Raw genomic sequence first — 18,165 nt, forward strand, 5'->3', positions numbered from 1 at the left:
ACCTCATGCACATCCTCGTCTTCAACGCCGGCAGTTCGAGCCTCAAATTCAGCGTGTTCCGCGCCGGGCGCGAAGAGGCTGAGGAACTGCTCAAAGGCTCCTACGAGCGATTTCGCGGTGGCGAGTGCGACTTCCGCTTCCGCCACGGCGAGACGGACGAACGTGGAACCGCCCCGATCGCCAATATCGATCAGGCGGTGGAGGCGATCCCGGCCGTCCTCGAACGCTTCGGCCTGACCGCGCTCGATGCGGTCGGCCATCGGGTGGTGCACGGCGGCGCGCGATTCTCGGCCGCTGTCGTTCTCGACGATGCGATCGTCGCCGAGATCGATGCGCTCACCCCGCTCGCCCCGCTGCACAACCCCGCCAATCTGGGCGCGATCCGTCTCTGCCGCAGGCTCTGGCCGGACGTGCCGCAGGTCGCCGTCTTCGACACCGCCTTCCACGCCACCAACCCGCCTTTCGCGACCACCTATGCGGTGCCGAAGCAGTGGCGCGATGCGGGACTGCGTCGCTACGGCTTCCATGGCACCTCGCACAAATACGTCGCGCTGCACGCCGCGCAGGAAATCGGCGTTCCCGCCTCTGACCTCCAGATCGTCAGCGTGCATCTCGGCAACGGCGCCAGCGTCTGCGCGGTCAACCGCGGCAAGAGCATGGACAGCTCCATGGGCATGACGCCGCTCGAAGGCCTCGTCATGGGCACCCGCTCGGGTGATGTCGATCCCGGCGCCTTCGGCTTTCTCGGCCGGCGGTTCGGCCTGTCGACACAGGAGATCGAAACCGCGTTGAACAACGACAGCGGGCTGAAGGGCCTCACCGGCTCGTCCGACATGCGCGACCTGGAGGACCGGGCGGCCAAGGGCGACCTCGACGCGCAGCTCGCCATCGAGATCTTCACCTACCGCGCGCGCAAATATGTCGGGGCCTATGCCGCCGCCATGGGCGGGCTGGACGCGGTCGTATTCACCGGCGGCATCGGCGAAAACTCCCCCTCGATGCGGCGGCGCATCTGCGACGGGCTGGAGTTCATGGGGCTCAGGCTCGACCACGACCGCAACCAGTCGGTCGATCTTTCGAACCGCGCCGCTCCGCAGATCCAGGCCTACGGCTCGCGCGTGCGCATCTTCGTCACCGAGACGGCCGAGCAGCTGATGATCGCGCGAGAGACGGCCGCGGCACTGTCGCTGCCCGCCCCCGTCAACGAAGAGATCCCGGTCGCCGTCTCCGCCCGCCACGTCCATCTCTCGGCTTCCGCGGTCGAGACCCTGTTCGGCCCCGGCTACCAGCTCACGCCTGCCAAGCCGCTGCGACAGCCCGGCCAGTGGGCGGCAGCCGAACGTGTCGCGCTTTCGGGGCCGAAGGGCCGACTGGAGCGGGTCGCGATCCTCGGCCCCTTGCGTCCGCGCACGCAGATCGAGGTGTCGCGCACCGACAGCTTCGCGCTCGGCATCGACGCGCCGGTGCGCGAGAGCGGCAAGCTCGACGGCACGCCGGTCGTGACCATCGCCGGCCCCGCGGGCAATCTGGTCACCGACGGGCTGATCATCGCCGCGCGCCACATCCACACGAATCCGGCGGATGCCGCCCGCCTTGGCCTGGAGGACGGCGAATATGTCGACGTGCGCATCGGCGATGCCGATCGCGGCCTCACCTTCGCCCGTACGCTGGTGCGGGTTGGCGCGAATTCCTTCACCGAGATGCACATCGACACAGACGAGGGCAATGCCGCGGGCATAGGCGTCGGCGACGGTGAGGAAGGCGAGATTCTCCAGGAGGCTGCCACGGTGCGCAGCCACTCGCCCGGTTGATCCGGTCTCCAGTTTGCCGCATTGCACAAATCGCGACGCCGGTCAGAATGCCGTCATGAGTTCAGCCCCCCTCAAGATCCTGGTCATCGACGAGAACCGCATTCGCGCGGCGATCATCGAGGAAGGCCTGCGCGAGACGGGCTATGCGCATGTGACGATCGTCCACGACGTCAACGGCATCGCGCGCCGGATCGCCGAGGTCGAGCCGGACGTGATCGTGATCGACCTGGAGAACCCCAACCGCGACATGCTGGAGAACATGTTCCAGCTCTCGCGCGCAGTGAAGCGGCCGATCGCGATGTTCGTCGACCGATCCGACACGGCTTCCATCGAGGCAGCCGTGGACGCTGGCGTCTCGGCCTACATCATCGACGGGCTGCGCAAGGAGCGCGTCAAGCCGATCCTGCAGATGGCGATCAGCCGCTTCAACGCCTTCTCGCGCATGGCGCGCGAGCTGGAAGAGGCGCGCGGCGAGCTCGAGGGTCGCAAGGTGATCGATCGGGCAAAGGGAATACTGATGAAGTCGCGGGGGCTCTCCGAGGAGGAGGCCTATACGCTCCTGCGCAAGACGGCGATGAACCAGAACCGCAAGCTGGCCGACGTGGCGCAGAGTCTCGTCACTGCGGCCGACCTGCTCGGGCCGGGAGGCCTCTAGGAATGGCGGACTACGAGATCAATGCCGGTTTCATGCCGCTGTTCGACAGCGCCGTGCTGGTGAGCGCCCGCGAGATCGGCTTCGCGGCGCGGGAGGGCATCGACCTGAAGCTCTCGCGAGAAACCTCCTGGGCCAACATCCGCGACCGCATTGCGATCGGCCATTTCGACGTTGCGCACATGCTGGGGCCGATGCCTCTCGCCTGCAATCTCGGCCTCACGCCGCTCGCCTCAGACACGATCGTGCCCTTCTCGCTGGGACTCGGCGGCAATTGCGTCACAGTCTCGAACGCCGTCTGGGACGGCATGACGGCGCATGGCGCACATCCGGACCTCGACCCGACCCGCAACGGAACGGCGCTCCGCGACTTGATCCGCGCCCGCGCCGCCGCAGGCGAGGCGCCGCTGCGCTTTGCCGTCACCCACCCGCATTCGGGGCACAATTACGAGCTGCGCTACTGGCTCGCCGGTTGCGGCATCGATCCGTCGCGTGAGGTCGAGATCGTCATCGTCCCGCCGCCGTTCATGGCCGATGCGCTGGCCGCGGGGCGCATCGACGGCTATTGCGTCGGCGAGCCCTGGAACAGCGTCTCTGTCGTGGCCGGCACCGGCCATATCGCCACGGTAAAGGCAGCCATCTGGCGCGCCAGCCCCGAAAAGGTGCTCGGCGTGCGCAAGTCCTGGGCGCGCGACCATCCGGACGCCCTGTCCGCCCTGCTGCGGGCTCTCCATCATGCGGCACGCTGGTGCCAGGACCCGGCCAATCACCGCGAGCTGACGGCGCTGATGGCGCAGCCCACCTTCCTCGGCCAGCCCGCCGAGATCCAGATGCGGGCACTGACGGGCCAGCTTGATGTCGGCGACGGGGTGCTGCGGCGGGTCGACGACTTCTTCCTCCCCTTCGACAAGGCGGCGAATTTCCCGTGGAAGAGCCATGCGCTGTGGTTCTACACCCAGATGGTGCGCTGGGGCGACGTCCGGCACACGCCGGCCAATGCCGCGATCGCGCGCGACTGCTACCGTCCCGACCTCTACCGCGCGGCGCTTAAGCCGCTCGGCGTCGCCCTGCCCGGCGCCAACGCCAAGGTGGAGGGCGCGCTGACCTCCGCGACGCCCGTCGGCTCTGCCGGCGCCAGCCTTGTGCTCGGTCCGGACGGCTTTTTCGACGGGCGGATCTTCGACCCCGATATGCTCGACGCCTATATCGAGGCCCAGGCTTCCGGTCTTCAGGCGGCAGACTGAAGTCATCCGAACCGGAGCGCGTTGCACACAAATTGTGCAACGCAAAATGGCTGATTGCCGTTCAGACAGTCAGTCTATCGTCGGTCGCCTCCCGCGCGGCCGCGCGTAAATCACTGAACTTCCAGCAAAAGCACTTCGGCAGCTAGACTGGCACGCTTCGTGCTTCCCTTATTGCGAGGCCGAAAGGCCACGAAATCGGCGTCCAAGGACGGGCGCCCCAAGGCAAAGCTGCCGATCAGGACTTCGCGCTCCCGGATGGACGGACGCGAGGATCTGGCCGGCAGCTTTTCTTTTTTCCGCATCCCGCAACCGCGCCGCCTCCCAGGCCGCAAGCACCGGAGACCGATATGACTGCAAGCCAGACCCCGAAGAAGACCTTCGCGCCAAGCCGCCGCCGGTTTCTGAAGGACGTCGCCGCAACAACCGCCCTTCTCGTCGCCGCGCGTCAGCTGCTGCCGCACGGCGCCTTCGCCGCCGCTGCCGGACCCGAAGTGACCGGCACCAAACTCGGCTTCATCGCCTTGACCGATTCCGCCCCGCTGATCATCGCCAAGGAGAAGGGCCTTTTCGACAAATACGGCCTGCCCGACATGGAAGTGCTGAAGCAGGCGTCCTGGGGCGCCACGCGCGACAACATGGCGCTCGGCACCGCAAATGGTGGCATCGACGGCGGTCACATCCTGCGCCCCAAGGTGCATCTCTATTCGTCCGGCGCGGTGATGCAGAACAAGCAGCCGCTGCCGATGTACACCCTGATCAACCTCAACGAGGATTGCCAGGCGATCTCGGTCGCGCAGGAATATGCCGAGACAGGCGTGCAGAAGGATGCTGGCGCGCTGAAGGAGGCGTTCGCCAAGAAGAAGGCCGCCGGCAAGGCGGCAAGCGTCGCCATGACCTTCCCGGGCGGCACGCACGATCTGTGGATGCGTTACTGGCTTGCGGCCGGCGGCATCGACCCCGACAAGGACGTCGAGCTGATCACCGTTCCCCCTCCGCAGATGGTGGCGAACATGAAGGTCGGCAATATGGATGCATTCTGCGTCGGCGAGCCGTGGAACGAGCAGCTCGTGCACCAGAAGATCGGCTTCACCGCGCTCACCACCGGCGAGCTGTGGTTCCGCCATCCCGAGAAGATCCTCGGCATGCGCGCCGACTTCGTCGACAAGAACCCCAAGGCCGCGCTCGCCATCATGATGGCCACCATGGAAGCCCAGCAGTGGTGCGACAAGATGGAGAACAAGCAGGAGATGGCCGAGATCATCGGCAAGCGGCAGTGGTATAATGTGCCGGTGCCCGACATCATCGGCCGCATCAAGGGCGACATCAATTACGGCAACAGCAGAACTGCCCAGGGCACGAACCTCTTGATGAAGTTCTGGGGCGAGAAGGGCGAGACGTCCTATCCCTGGAAGAGCCTCGACACCTGGTTCATGACCGAGAACATCCGCTGGGGCAAATTCTCCGGCACGACGGACGTCAAGAAGATGGTCGACGCGACCAACCGCTCCGACCTCTGGCTGGAAGCCGCGAAGGCGCTTGGCCTCACCGATCTTCCCTCAGGCGACAGCCGCGGCACCGAGACCTTCTTCGACGGCAAGGTGTTCGATCCCGCCAATCCGTCAGCCTATCTCGACAGCCTCGCCATCAAGGCGATGGTCTGACGCCAGCGGCCGGCGGCCCGCCCGCCGGCCTCCGTTCCCGACCCGGACAGAGGTGAACCCATGTCACTGCCCGCCGCCAAGAGCGACACCGTCGTCGCCGGCCCCTTCAAGAAACGCTCCGCAGCGATCGTGCCGCTCGCGGTCGAGCCTCGGCACTTCGACCTGCGCGGTCTCGCGATCAAGGTCGCGCAGGCGGTCCTGCCGCCGCTCGTCGTGCTCGCGATCCTCCTCGGCCTCTGGCAGATCGCCTTCTCGGATCCGGGTTCCTCGCTGCCGCCACCCTCGGAAGTGTGGGCGCAGAGCAAAGAGCTGATCGTCAGCCCATTCTTCGAATATGGCGACCAGGACATCGGCCTCGGCTGGCGCGTGCTGGTTTCGCTGGAGCGCGTGGCTTACGGCTTCGGGCTGGCGGCCATCGTGGGCGTACTCGTCGGCGCGCTGATCGGCCAGTCGGTCTGGGCAATGCGCGGCCTTGATCCGATCTTCCAGGTGCTGCGCACCGTGCCGCCGCTCGCTTGGCTGCCGCTGTCGCTCGCCGCCTTCCTCGATTCCCGTCCGTCGGCGATCTTCGTGATCTTCATCACCTCGATCTGGCCGGTGATCATCAACACGGCGGTCGGCATCCGCAACATCCCGCAGGACTACCGCAACGTCGCGCAGGTGCTGCGGCTCAACCATGTCGAGTTCTTCTTCAAGATCATGGTGCCGGCCGCCGCACCCTACATCTTCTCCGGCCTCAAGATCGGCGTCGGCCTGTCCTGGCTCGCCATTGTCGCCGCCGAGATGCTGACCGGCGGCGTCGGCATCGGCTTCTTCATCTGGGACGCGTGGAACTCGTCCCGTCTCGCAGACATCATCGTGGCGCTCGTCTATATCGGCCTCGTCGGCTTCATGCTCGACAAGCTGGTCTCGTTCATGGGCGCCGTCGTCACCCGCGGCACCGCGTCGAACTGAGGAGCCAGTCATGACCGCCTATCTCAAGCTCGACCATATCGGCAAATCCTTCACCCGCGGCTCGGCCACGACCGAGGTGCTGCGCGACATCCGCCTCACCATCGACAAGGGCGAATACGTTTCCATCATCGGCCATTCCGGCTGCGGTAAGTCCACGCTGCTCAACCTCGTCGCGGGCCTGACCAAGGTCTCCCAAGGCGCCGTGCTGCTGGAGAACCAGGAGGTCAACACACCGGGGCCGGACCGGGCCGTGGTGTTCCAGAACCACTCGCTGCTGCCCTGGCTTACCGTCTACGAAAACGTCAACCTCGCCGTTTCCAAGGTCTTCGGCCGCACCAAGACCAGAGCCGAGCGTCACGACTGGATCATGGAGAACCTGACGCTGGTGCAGATGGCGCACGCCGTTGACAAACGCCCGGCGGAAATCTCCGGCGGCATGAAGCAGCGTGTCGGCATTGCGCGCGCCCTCGCCATGGAGCCGAAGATCCTGCTGCTGGACGAGCCCTTCGGCGCGCTCGATGCGCTGACCCGCGCCCATCTCCAAGACCAGATGATGGAGATTCACGCCCGGCTCGGCAACACGATCATCATGATCACCCACGATGTCGACGAGGCCGTGCTCCTCTCCGATCGGATCGTGATGATGACCAACGGCCCCGCCGCCAACATCGGCGAGGTGCTCGATGTGCCGCTGGAGCGCCCGCGCAACCGCATCGCGCTGGCATCCGACCGGACCTACCTCAAATGCCGCGAGGCCGTGCTCAAATTCCTCTACGAGCGCCATCGCTTCGTCGAGGCAGCGGAGTGAGCGCCATGGCAGAGAAACTCGTCATCGTCGGCAACGGCATGGCGCCGGGGCGCATGCTGGAGCATCTCTTCGAAGAGGCTCCCGGCCGCTACGACGTCACCATCTTCAATGCCGAGCCGCGCGTGAACTATGACCGCATCATGCTGTCGCCGGTCCTGTCGGGCGAGAAGAGCTACGACGATATCGTCATCCATGGCGACGGATGGTACATCCAGAACGGCGTGACGCTCTACAAGGGCCATAGGATCGTCGCGATCGACCGCGTGGCGAAGACCGTGACGTCCGACCAGGGCGTCACCGAAAGCTATGACCGGCTGGTCATCGCCACAGGCTCCGTGCCCTTCATCATCCCGGTGCACCCGGCAAGGACCTGCCCGGCGTCATCACCTATCGCGACCTCGACGACGTCAACGCCATGCTGCTCGCGGCGCAATCGCGGGCGAAGGCGGTCGTCATCGGCGGCGGACTGCTCGGCCTGGAAGCAGCCGCCGGCCTCAAGGCGCGCGGCATGGAGGTAACGCTGATCCACGTCATGCCGACGCTGATGGAGCGCCAGCTCGATCCGGCCGCCGGTTACCTGCTGCAGAAGGCGATCGAGGCGCGCGGCATCGAAGTGCTGACCAAGGCCAACACCAAGGCGATCGTCGGCGACGGCAAGGTCGAGGGCGTCGAGCTCGCCGACGGCACGTTCATCCCGGCAAGCCTCGTCGTCATGGCGGTCGGCATTCGGCCGAACGTCGCGCTCGCCAAGGAGGCCGGATTGGAGGTCAACCGCGGCATCGTCACCGATGCCCGCATGGCGACCTCAGATCCGGACATCCTCTCGATCGGAGAATGCGCCGAGGTGGGCGGCCATGTCTACGGACTCGTCGCGCCGCTTTACCAGATGGCGCGCGTCGCCGCCGCCAGCCTGGCCGGCGGCTCGGACGACCGCTTCGCCCATTCCGACACGCCGACCAAACTCAAGGTGACCGGCATCGACCTCTATTCGGTCGGCGACTTCGCCGACGGCGACGACCGCGAGGAGATCATCCTGCGCGATGCGTCTGCCGGCATCTACAAGCGCGTCATCCTGCGCGACAACAAGGTGATCGGCACGGTGCTGTTCGGCGAAACCGCCGACGGCTCCTGGTTCGCCGACCTGCAGAAGAAGCAGGCCGACATTTCGGAGATGCGCGACACACTCATCTTCGGCCAGGCCTTCCAGGGGGTGCCGCTGCGGACCCTCTGGCAGCCGTTGCGGCGCTCTCGGATGATGCGGAGATCTGCGGCTGCAACGGCGTCTGCAAGGGCAAGATCGCCGGTGCGATCACCTCGAAGGGCCTGACCAGCCTCGACGACGTGCGCGCCCACACCAAGGCCTCAGCCTCCTGCGGGACCTGCACGCCATTAGTCGAGAAGCTGATGGTGCTCACCCTCGGCGACAGCTACAACCCGGCTGCGATCCAACCGATGTGCACCTGCACTACGCTCGGCCACGACGAAGTGCGCCGCCTGATCAAGGCAAAGAGGCTGAAGACCATCCCCGCCGTCATGCAGGAGCTGGAGTGGAAGACCTCCTGCGGCTGCGCCAAGTGCCGCCCTGCCCTCAACTACTACCTCGTCTGCGACTGGCCGGACGAATATGCCGACGACTACCAGTCGCGCTTCATCAACGAGCGCGTCCACGCCAACATCCAGAAGGACGGCACCTACTCGGTGGTGCCGCGCATGTGGGGCGGCGTCACCTCGGCGCAGGAACTGCGCGCCATCGCCGACGTGGTCGACAAGTTCGCGATCCCGACCGTCAAGGTCACCGGCGGTCAGCGCATCGACATGCTGGGCGTCAAGAAGGAGGATCTGCCGGCTGTCTGGTCCGACCTCGGCAAGGCCGGCTTCGTCTCCGGCCACGCCTACGCCAAGGGCTTGCGCACGGTGAAGACCTGCGTCGGCACCGATTGGTGCCGCTTCGGCACGCAGGATTCGACCGGTCTCGGCATCCGTATCGAGAAATTCATGTGGGGCTCGTGGACGCCGGCCAAGGTCAAGATGGGCGTGTCCGGCTGCCCGCGCAACTGCGCCGAGGCGACCTGCAAGGACGTCGGCGTGATCTGCGTCGACAGCGGCTACGAGATCCACTTCGCTGGCGCGGCCGGTTTGGACATCAAGGGCACGGAAGTGCTCGGCCAGGTCCGCACGGAGGATGAGACGCTCGAGGTTATCGTCGCGCTGACCCAGATGTATCGCGAGCAGGCCCGCTATCTGGAGCGCATCTACAAATGGGCCAAGCGCATCGGCCTGGACGAGATCCGCCGCCAGATCATGGGCGACCCGGAGCGGCGGAAGGCCTATTTCGACCGCTTCGTCTTCTCCCAGAAGTTCGCGCAGGTCGATCCCTGGTCGGAGAGGGTTTCCGGCAAGGACAAGCACGAGTTTCGCCCTATGGCGGCCGTGCCGTTCCAGCAGGCAGCGGAGTAGACGATGGACTGGCTCCAGATCGGACATATCAACGACATTCCGCCGCGCGGGGCGCGCTGCGTGACGACGCCGCAAGGCAAGATCGGCGTCTTCCGCACGGCGGATGACCAGGTCTTTGCGATCGAGGACCACTGCCCCCACAAGGGCGGGCCACTGAGCCAGGGCATCGTCCACGGCACGTCGGTCACCTGCCCGCTGCACAACTGGGTGATCTCGCTGGAGACCGGCCAGGCGCAGGGCGCCGACGAAGGGTCGGTGAGAACGATCCCGCTCAGGCTCATCGACGGCAAAATCCTGATGGCTCTCGGCGCACAGCTCATGGCCGCCGAATGAGCGCATCCGGAGATCCCACGGCGGCCGCGGTGAGGACGACCTGCCCCTATTGCGGGGTAGGTTGCGGCGTGCTGGCGGAGGTTGCCGCGGACGGCTCGGTATCCGTCCGCGGCGACCCGGATCATCCGGCGAATTTCGGCAAGCTCTGCTCGAAGGGCAGTGCGCTCGGCGAGACGACCGGCCTCGACGGCCGGGTGCTGCATCCCGAGATTGGTAGCAGGCAAGCGTCCTGGGACGACGCGCTCGACCTCGTCGCAAAGCGCTTCGCGGACACGATCGCCGCGCACGGTCCGGATTCTGTCGCCTTCTACGTCTCCGGCCAGCTTCTCACTGAGGATTATTACGTCGCCAACAAGCTGATGAAGGGCTTCATCGGCTCCGGCAACATCGACACCAACTCGCGCCTCTGCATGGCCTCGTCCGTCGCCGGCCACCGCCGCGCCTTCGGCGAGGACGTCGTGCCGGGCACCTACGAGGACTTCGAGCAGGCCGATCTCGTCGTGCTGACAGGGTCCAACACCGCCTGGTGCCACCCGATCCTTTACCAGCGCCTGCTTTCGGCCCGCCGCACGCGCGGCACCAAGATCGTCGTCATCGATCCGCGCCGCACCGCGACGGTGGACGAATGCGACCTGCACCTGGCGCTGAAGTCGGGCACGGACGTGCTTCTGTTCAACGGCCTGCTGACCCATCTCGCCCGCGCCAACGCGATCGACCAGAACTATGTGGCAGCATCGACCTCCGGTTTCGCCGAGGCACTGTCCGCCGCGATGGCCGACGCGCCGTCGCCGGCGAGCGTCGCGGCCGCCTGCGGCCTTGCCGACGCCGACGTGCGTCTGTTCTTCCAGCTCTTCGCCGAGACCCAACGCACTGTCACCGTCTACAGCCAGGGCGTCAACCAGTCGTCGCGCGGCACCGACAAGGTCAATGCGATCATCAACTGCCATCTCGCCACGGGCCGGATCGGCAGGCCGGGCGTGGGGCCGTTCTCGGTCACCGGCCAGCCCAACGCAATGGGCGGCCGCGAAGTCGGCGGCCTCGCCAACCAGCTCGCGGCCCATATGGGCTTCGAGAGCCCGGAAGACATCGACCGCGTGGCCCGCTTTTGGCGCGCGCCCAACATTGCCCGCAGACCGGGTCTCAAGGCGGTCGACCTGTTCCGCGCCGTCGGCGACGGACGCGTCAAGGCGCTGTGGGTGATGGGCACCAATCCGGCGGTCTCAATGCCCGACGCCGGCCGCGTGCGCGCCGCGCTTAAGAGCTGCGACTTCGTCGTCGTCTCCGACATCACGCGCACCGACACCACCCGCTATGCCGACGTCTACCTGCCGGCTGCTGGCTGGGGCGAGAAGGACGGCACCGTCACCAATTCCGAGCGCCGCATCTCGCGCCAGCGTGCCTTCCTGGCCCCGTCGGGCGAGGCGCGGCCGGACTGGCGCATTGTCTGCGACGTTGCTCGCCGCATGGGCTTCGGCGACGCCTTCGCCTATGACGGTCCCGCCGCGATCTTCCGCGAGCATGCCGCGCTGTCGGCTTACGAGAACGGCGGTCGGCGCGTCTTCGACCTCGGCGCAATGGCCATGGACGATGCAGCCTACGACGCCTTACGCCCCCGGCATTGGCCTGCTGTGGCGGGGAGCGTCTACCACGACCGCCTCTTCGCCGACGGCCGTTTCCCGACACCCGACGGTCGCGCCCGCTTCATCGCTATCAGGCAGGACCGCCTCGCGCGGCCGGTCGATGCGACCTTCCCAATCGCGCTGAACACCGGCCGGCTGCGCGACCAATGGCACACCATGACCCGCACCGGCCGCGTGCCGAGACTATCCGCCAATGCGCCGGAACCCACGATCGACGTGAGCACAGCCGATGCCGTCACCTATGGCCTGGCCGACGGCGATCTCGCGCGCGTGACCAGCGCGCAGGGGACCGTCCGGGCAAAGGTGCGCGTCACCGACGCGGTACCATCCGGTCAGGCCTTCCTGCCGATGCACTGGAGCGGATCGTTTGCAACCAACGCCGCGGCGGGCTCGGTCTCGACACCCGATGTCGACCCGGTCTCCGGCCAGCCGGAGCTGAAGCACACGCCTGTCCGCATCGCGCGCGAGGAGGTCAACTGGACCGCTGCGCTGCTGACCCGGCGCGACCTGCGCCCCACCGGCTTCGTGCACTGGAGCCGCCGCGCGATCGAGGGCGGCTGGGCCTACAATCTGTGCGGCACGGAAACGCCCGACCAGGGCATCCTGCTGGCACGCTCCCTTCTGCCCGACGTCCGTCCCGAGCATCTCGTGGAATATCGCGATCGCCACGGCCGGACCTATCGCGCCGCCATGCTGGACGAGGCCGGGACATTGGCCGAAGCGCTGTTCGTCGCGCCCACGGGCGAACTGCCGCCGCGCGACTGGCTGCACCTGCTGATCGGCTCCCGCCAGCCGCTCTCCGCCGCCGAGCGCATGGCGCTGCTCTCCGGCCGCTCGCCGGTGCCGGTTGCATCCACCGGACGGATCGTCTGCTCCTGCTTCAATGTCGGCGTCAACCAGATTGCCTCGGCGGTGGCAGCGGGCTGCTCGACCGTCGAAGAGGTCGGCCAAAGCCTCCGCGCCGGCACCAATTGCGGCTCCTGCCGCTCAGAGATAAGGGCCATCATCGATGCAGGTCGTCTGCAGGCAGCCGAGTGACGAAGCCCCGGCGCGCATCAGGCCGCTCGCGGTCCTGCCGGTATTCCTCGACCTCGCGACAAAACGCGCCGTCGTCGCGGGCGGCACGGAGGCGGCCGCCTGGAAGGCCGAGCTGCTTGCCGCGGCCGGCGCTGCGGTCGAGGTCTTCGCTCCGGAGGACCAACTCTCCGACGAGATGCGCCGCATCGCGGAGCGCGAGCCGGGGCTGACCATCCATCTCCGGCGCTGGGAACCGGCCTGCCTGCACGGCGCGGCCGTTGCTTTGGCCGACGCCGAGAGTGACGACGAGGCCCACGCCTTCCGCAACGCCGCCCGGCACGCGGGCGCGGCTTGCAACGTCATCGACAAGCCAGCCTTCTGCGACTTCCAGTTCGGCACCATCGTAAACCGTTCGCCCGTGGTCGTCGGCATCTCGACCTCGGGCGCGGCCCCGATCCTCGGCCAAGCGGTGCGCCGCCGCATCGAGACGCTGTTGCCGCCCTCGCTAGCAGACTGGGCCGCCCTTGCCCGTACAGTCCGCGAGCGGGTGGCGGAGACGCTCACGCCCGGTCCGGCCCGCCGCGCGTTCTGGGAGCGGTTCGTCGACCTCGCCTTCGGCCATGCCCCGTCCGAGGCTGCCGACAGGGATATCACCATGCTGCTACGGTCGTCCCGTGAAGCCCCACGCGGCAAGGTGACCTTCGTCGGCGCGGGACCCGGCGACGCCGAGCTGCTGACGCTCAAGGCCGTGCGTGCGCTGCAGTCGGCCGACGTGATCCTGTTCGATGACCTCGTTTCAGACGAGGTGCTCGAACTCGCCCGCCGGGAAGCGAAGCGCATCCTGGTTGGCAAGCGCGCCGGCCGGCCGAGCTGCAAGCAGAGCGAGATCAACGCACTGATGGTTAAGCTTGCCCGCGCTGGCCGCCACGTCGTCCGGCTCAAATCAGGCGATCCGATGATCTTCGGCCGCGCCGGCGAAGAGATCGCCGAGCTGGAAGCAGCGGATATCGGCTACGAGGCGGTCCCGGGCGTCACCGCAGGGCTCGCGCTCGCCGCGACGCTTGGAGTTTCCCTCACCCATCGCGACATAGCGAAATCCGTCCGCTTCATCACCGGCCATTCGAAGTCAGGCGGCCTGCCGCAGGATGTCGACTGGCGGGCGGCGGCGGACATGTCCGCCACGACGATCTTCTACATGGGCGCCCGCACCGCCGGGCTCATCTCGGAACGACTGATCGCCGAGGGCCTGCCGCCGGAAACACCCGCCTGCGTCGCCGCCAATGTCGGACGGCCGCGCATGCGCCACGCGATGACGACGCTGCGCGACCTCGCCGAGGCAACCAGGAGATTTGACCGCGCCGCGCCGATCCTGATCGGGGTGGGGCAGGTCTTTGCGGATCGAGCTCGCGTCGCGCGGACGGACGCTTTCGGGGGGGCTTGCTGCCATCGCTTGACCGCCATTTCGTCGGACGAGCACCGTGCGGCTACCTCTTCGCAGACAGGCGTTCCTTTTATGGCGCGCTCGAGCGAAAATCGGTGTGCCTTCTCTCAGGTCTGTCGACTACGGCACGAGCACCGCGGCGCCGCTGAGCCGTCCCCGCCGCAGGTCGTCGAGCGCCTCGTTGGCACGTTCGAGTGGATAGGTGGTGGTATGCGTGCGAACGTGTGCTGCGCGGGTCACCGGGAAGAATTCCTCGGCGTCACGGCGCGTCAGATTGGCGACCGACACCAGTTTCCGCTCCTCCCACAGGATCGCATAGGGCATCGGCGGAATGTCGCTCATGTGGATTCCGCCGCAGACGACGCGACCGCCCTTGCGGACGGCCTTCAGTGCGGTGGGAACGAGCTCGCCGACCGGCGCGAAGATGATCGCGGCGTCGAGCGGCACCGGCGGCGCCTCATCCGACCCACCCGCCCAGCTCACGCCAAGGCTGCGCGCGAAGCGCTGCGCTTCGGCGTCGCCCGGCCGGGTGAAGGCGCAGACCTCGCGACCCTGCCAGGCGCAGATCTGGGCGATGATATGGGCGGCGGCACCGAAACCGTAGAGGCCGATGCGCTTGCCTTCTCCCGCGCGCTTTAGCGACCGCCATCCGATGAGCCCGGCGCAGAGAAGCGGGGCCGACGCAACCGGATCGGCATCCGGATCGAGATCGAAGGCGAAATCCGAATCCGCCACGACATGTGTCGCGAAGCCGCCGTCGCGCGTATAGCCGGTGAACAGCGGCGTATCGCAGAGGTTTTCCGAACCGGAGCGGCAATAGGAACACGCGCCGCAGGTATGGCCGAGCCATGGGACGCCGACGCGCCGCCCCAGTCTCGCCGGCTCGACGCCCGGGCCAACGGCATCGACGATGCCGACGATCTCGTGCCCGGGCACCAGCGGCAGCTTCGGATGCGTCAGGTCGCCGTCGATGACATGGAGGTCGGTCCGGCAAACCGCGCAGGCTTCGACCCTGAGCCGAATCTCGCCGACCCCGGGCTTCGGATCCGGCCTCTCGACCGGCACGAGCGGCATGCCAGGCCTTTCGAGCACCAATGCCTTCATAGCGACACTCCGCAGAACCGGTCGACTGGACGCATGGCAGACACCTTCGCCCGTCACACTCCGCCGATCTTTGATCCTGCTCAAGGGAAGAAGGCGCCGTTGTCCGTAAATTGACGGCATCTGCCCACCAGATGGGAGCGCCCTGCCCATGAAGACGATTCTCACCGTCACCAGCCCCGATCTCGACGACACGGATTTGAAGCTGGCCGCCACCCTGTGCGAGGAAAGCGGCGCGCATCTCGCCGTCCTCGTCGTAAAGCTCGCGGCCCCGCCGCCGATCGGCGGCTATGCGGCGATAGTATCAGACGATTGGCTTCAGGAGCGGGAGGCCGATAAGGCGAGACTGACGGAGAGGGCCTTGGCCATCTCCGGCCTGCTGGCGTCCCTGTCGATTTCAGCCGACGTGTCGAGCGAATATGTCGAGGAGCCCTGGGCGGACGACGTCGTCGGCCGGCGCGCCCGCTATGCCGACCTCACGCTCATCGGCCCTCGACTCCTACGCGACGGTATCCTGAAGAGCAAAGTGACAGCAGGCGCCCTGTTCTCGTCCGGCAAGCCGCTGCTGCTCGCGCCGCGCGGCTCGAACCCGACGCTCAGGCCGAGGCGCGTAGTGGTAGGATGGGATTCCAGCCTGGAGGCGTCCAAGGCCGTTGCCGGAGCACTCGACATCCTCACGGCAGCAGAGGACGTCCGCCTGCTGCTGGTCGATCCGGTCGAGGGAGAGAGCGGCCAGGGCGCTGAGCCCGGCGCCGACGCCGCCGCCTATCTCGCGCGACACGGCGTCAGGGTCACCGTCGACCGCCGCCCGAGCCAGGGCCGTTCGGTCGCCATCGTGCTGCGCCAGCATGCGATCGACACTTCGGCCGACCTGCTCGTCATGGGGGCCTACGGCCATTCCAGGTTGCAGGAGCGCATCTTCGGCGGCGTCACGAAATCGATGATCGACGAGCCGGCGCTGCCGATCCTGATGGCGCGCTAGTGCATAGGGACGAACCAGTTCGCGGCAGGCGCGTTCCCCATTGATAGCGCCCGCCACGCGATCTTCGGCTTTGGACCGACAAGCGGAAGGAATAGGCATTGATCACCGACGAGCAGACCGCTGCGGTCGCATTCCTCACCGATCCGTCGACACACGGGCTAACCGGCCCGGTCGAGACCATGGACACGCATATCTCGCACATCGTCCTGGCAGGCGAGCGCGCCTTCAAGATGAAGCGAGCGGTGAAGCTTCCCTATGTCGATTTCTCCACGCCTGCCCTGCGGCTCGCCGCATGCGAGAAGGAAGTCGCGCTCAACTCCGAAACCGCACCCGGCCTCTATCTCGGCGTACAGCGTCTGACGCGGGAGGCTGATGGACACCTCGTCTTCGACGGCAAGGGCGAAGTGGTGGATGCGGTCGTCGAAATGCGGCGTTTCGACCAGTCCGCCCTACTCGACCGGATGGCCGAGGCGGGCAAGCTGACGCCGGCCCTGATGACCGACACCGCGCGGATGATCGTCCGTTTCCACCGCGGCGCACCGGTCGTCCATGCGGGCGGCGGCGCGGCCAACATGGAGGGCGTGCTCGATATCAACCGGGCTGGCTTCGCGACCAGCCATGTCTTCGCACCAGAAGAGGTCGAGCGCTTCGACGCCACCTTCCGCGCAGCGCTCGCACACCATGAGACTCTGCTCGACCGGCGAGAGCAGGCGGGCAAGGTGAGGCGCTGCCACGGCGATCTCCACCTGCGCAATCTCTTCCTCGACCAGGGCGAGCCGTGCCTGTTCGACTGCATCGAGTTCAACGACCAGATCGCGACCGTGGACGTGCTCTACGACCTCGCCTTCCTGCTGATGGACCTGTGGCACCGCGATCTGGCCGAGCTCGCCAACCTGGTGATGAACCGTTACCTGGACGAGGCCGACGACGAGGACGGTTTCGTGCTTCTCCCCTTCTTCATGGCCGTCCGCGCCGCCGTTCGGGCACATGTGACGGCCACACAGATCGAGGAGGGATCAGACGCGGCGAACAGACTGAGAGGCGAGGCGCGGGCCTATTTCGACCTCGCCACGCGCTTGCTAACTCCCCATCCGCCACGCCTCGTCGCCATCGGCGGGCTGAGCGGTACGGGCAAGACGACGGTCGCCGAGGCGCTGGCGCCGTATATCGGACCACCGCCAGGCGCGCGCATCGTCGAGAGCGACCGCATCCGCAAGGCGCTGCACGGCGTCGCCGCCGAGACGCGCCTGCCGGACAAGGCCTACCGGCCGGAAGTATCAGATCGGGTCTATCGCGAGATGGCCTGGCGTGCCGGCCTCATCCTTTCCGAGGGCGGCTCGGTGGTGGCGGATGCCGTCTTTGAGCGGCCAAACGACCGCGTCCGGATCGAGCAGGTCGCCGTCGAGCGAGATATCACCTTCGATGGCGCATGGCTGGAAGCCCCGGCCGACGTGCTCTGGCAAAGGGTCGGCCAGCGCTCCGGCGGTCCCTCCGACGCCACCGTCGACGTCCTGTCCCGCCAGTTGCAACGGGATGCGGGCGAGATCGGCTGGCAAAGGATCGACGCCGCACGCCGGCCAGGACGCATCGTCGCCGACATCCTGTCATTCACGAAAAAGGGCGAGCCCTCGGCCGCATGACCGGGGCTCGCGTCGCCGTTCAGGCAGCCGTCTGCGCGGCCATGTCCCCGGCGATTGTCGCGGCGTCCTTGTGCGCCTGCTTGGCCGCCTCGGAGGCGAGCCTGGAGCCCAGCGAGGCAAGGCGGCTCGCCTCGCCCGCATAGTCGGACGCGGCGTTCTGGGCGAAGGTGCTGAGGATGTCGAAGGCGTCCTTCATCTCCTCGCTCGCGGCGAGTTCCTCGGCCAGTTTTGCATCCTGCTCGTAACGGCGCTTCAGGAAGGCGAGGCCTTCGATCTGGTAGCGCAGCAGCGCGCCGAATGCCTGCGCCTGGATTTGCATTCCCGCCTGGATGGCATTGCGGCCCTCGGCCAGGAACGGCACGGACGGCACTTCGACGGTGGAAGTCGTCTTCTTCGTCGCTATGGTTCGATCTCCGATTGCGTA

Annotated in this window: 12 protein-coding genes and 2 pseudogenes; 12 read left to right on the plus strand and 2 right to left on the minus strand. The window is 67.0% G+C overall.

The features are described from left to right. The first annotated feature begins 5 nt into the window (after positions 1-5). The 10 genes and pseudogenes from LRS09_RS02970 to cysG form a co-directional block, all read left to right on the plus strand. The gene (locus LRS09_RS02970) at positions 6-1,811 is read left to right on the plus strand and encodes an acetate/propionate family kinase (protein WP_257804162.1); all 1,806 of its coding nucleotides are present in this window, start codon (positions 6-8) and stop codon (positions 1,809-1,811) included. A gap of 55 nt (positions 1,812-1,866) precedes the next feature. Beyond that, positions 1,867-2,466, plus strand: coding sequence for an ANTAR domain-containing response regulator (locus tag LRS09_RS02975; protein WP_257804163.1), 600 nt, complete (start codon positions 1,867-1,869; stop codon positions 2,464-2,466). Positions 2,467-2,468: 2 nt separating this feature from the next. Continuing rightward, positions 2,469-3,707: a CmpA/NrtA family ABC transporter substrate-binding protein gene (locus LRS09_RS02980; RefSeq protein ID WP_257804164.1), complete on the plus strand. Its 1,239-nt coding sequence runs from the start codon at positions 2,469-2,471 to the stop codon at positions 3,705-3,707. A gap of 347 nt (positions 3,708-4,054) precedes the next feature. Further along, the gene (locus LRS09_RS02985) at positions 4,055-5,368 is read left to right on the plus strand and encodes a CmpA/NrtA family ABC transporter substrate-binding protein (protein ID WP_257804165.1); all 1,314 of its coding nucleotides are present in this window, start codon (positions 4,055-4,057) and stop codon (positions 5,366-5,368) included. 60 nt (positions 5,369-5,428) lie between these two features. Next, positions 5,429-6,322 (plus strand): nitrate ABC transporter permease, encoded by an 894-nt coding sequence (gene ntrB, locus LRS09_RS02990; protein ID WP_257804166.1) that lies wholly within the window; start codon positions 5,429-5,431, stop codon positions 6,320-6,322. Between the two features lie 10 nt (positions 6,323-6,332). Beyond that, positions 6,333-7,130, plus strand: a complete 798-nt coding sequence (locus LRS09_RS02995; protein ID WP_257804167.1) for an ABC transporter ATP-binding protein — start codon at positions 6,333-6,335, stop codon at positions 7,128-7,130. A 5-nt stretch (positions 7,131-7,135) separates the two neighbouring features. Then, a pseudogene (gene nirB / locus LRS09_RS03000) lies at positions 7,136-9,587 on the plus strand (nitrite reductase large subunit NirB). Between the two features lie 3 nt (positions 9,588-9,590). Further along, positions 9,591-9,920, plus strand: coding sequence for a nitrite reductase small subunit NirD (nirD, locus tag LRS09_RS03005; protein WP_257804168.1), 330 nt, complete (start codon positions 9,591-9,593; stop codon positions 9,918-9,920). Continuing rightward, positions 9,917-12,598, plus strand: a complete 2,682-nt coding sequence (locus LRS09_RS03010) for a nitrate reductase (RefSeq protein ID WP_257804169.1) — start codon at positions 9,917-9,919, stop codon at positions 12,596-12,598. Before nirD ends, LRS09_RS03010 begins: the two co-directional genes overlap by 4 nt. Then, positions 12,570-13,979: pseudogene (cysG, locus tag LRS09_RS03015) on the plus strand (siroheme synthase CysG); the annotation flags it as partial. The gene LRS09_RS03010 and the pseudogene cysG, both read left to right, overlap by 29 nt. 159 nt (positions 13,980-14,138) lie before the next feature. Here cysG and LRS09_RS03020 read toward each other — a convergent pair. Continuing rightward, positions 14,139-15,122, minus strand: coding sequence for a zinc-dependent alcohol dehydrogenase family protein (locus tag LRS09_RS03020; protein WP_257804170.1), 984 nt, complete (start codon positions 15,120-15,122; stop codon positions 14,139-14,141). A gap of 148 nt (positions 15,123-15,270) precedes the next feature. Between LRS09_RS03020 and LRS09_RS03025 the strand changes: the two genes are divergently transcribed. Together LRS09_RS03025 and LRS09_RS03030 are read left to right on the plus strand one after the other, a co-directional pair. Beyond that, entirely contained in the window at positions 15,271-16,101 is an 831-nt protein-coding gene (locus LRS09_RS03025; RefSeq protein ID WP_308240271.1) for a universal stress protein, read from the plus strand. Positions 16,102-16,199: 98 nt separating this feature from the next. Next, positions 16,200-17,741, plus strand: a complete 1,542-nt coding sequence (locus LRS09_RS03030; protein ID WP_257804171.1) for a bifunctional aminoglycoside phosphotransferase/ATP-binding protein — start codon at positions 16,200-16,202, stop codon at positions 17,739-17,741. Between the two features lie 19 nt (positions 17,742-17,760). Here the strand turns inward: LRS09_RS03030 and LRS09_RS03035 are convergent, their stop codons facing one another. Continuing rightward, a complete protein-coding gene (locus LRS09_RS03035) occupies positions 17,761-18,102 on the minus strand; it encodes a phasin family protein (protein ID WP_257804172.1) in 342 nt (113 codons plus the stop codon). Positions 18,103-18,165 lie beyond the last annotated feature (63 nt).

The sequence above is a fragment of the Mesorhizobium sp. J428 genome (assembly GCF_024699925.1).
In the GTDB taxonomy this organism is placed as follows: Bacteria; Pseudomonadota; Alphaproteobacteria; order Rhizobiales; family Rhizobiaceae; genus Mesorhizobium_A.

Bases quoted from the DNA above. Each gene is read 5' to 3' on its own strand.
- LRS09_RS02970 (WP_257804162.1), top strand. From the start codon at position 6: ATGCACATCCTCGTCTTCAACGCCGGCAGTTCGAGCCTCAAATTCAGC.
- LRS09_RS02975 (WP_257804163.1), top strand. From the start codon at position 1,867: ATGAGTTCAGCCCCCCTCAAGATCCTGGTCATCGACGAGAACCGCATT.
- LRS09_RS02980 (WP_257804164.1), top strand. From the start codon at position 2,469: ATGGCGGACTACGAGATCAATGCCGGTTTCATGCCGCTGTTCGACAGC.
- LRS09_RS02985 (WP_257804165.1), top strand. From the start codon at position 4,055: ATGACTGCAAGCCAGACCCCGAAGAAGACCTTCGCGCCAAGCCGCCGC.
- ntrB (WP_257804166.1), top strand. From the start codon at position 5,429: ATGTCACTGCCCGCCGCCAAGAGCGACACCGTCGTCGCCGGCCCCTTC.
- LRS09_RS02995 (WP_257804167.1), top strand. From the start codon at position 6,333: ATGACCGCCTATCTCAAGCTCGACCATATCGGCAAATCCTTCACCCGC.
- nirD (WP_257804168.1), top strand. From the start codon at position 9,591: ATGGACTGGCTCCAGATCGGACATATCAACGACATTCCGCCGCGCGGG.
- LRS09_RS03010 (WP_257804169.1), top strand. From the start codon at position 9,917: ATGAGCGCATCCGGAGATCCCACGGCGGCCGCGGTGAGGACGACCTGC.
- LRS09_RS03020 (WP_257804170.1), bottom strand. From the start codon at position 15,122: ATGAAGGCATTGGTGCTCGAAAGGCCTGGCATGCCGCTCGTGCCGGTC.
- LRS09_RS03025 (WP_308240271.1), top strand. From the start codon at position 15,271: ATGAAGACGATTCTCACCGTCACCAGCCCCGATCTCGACGACACGGAT.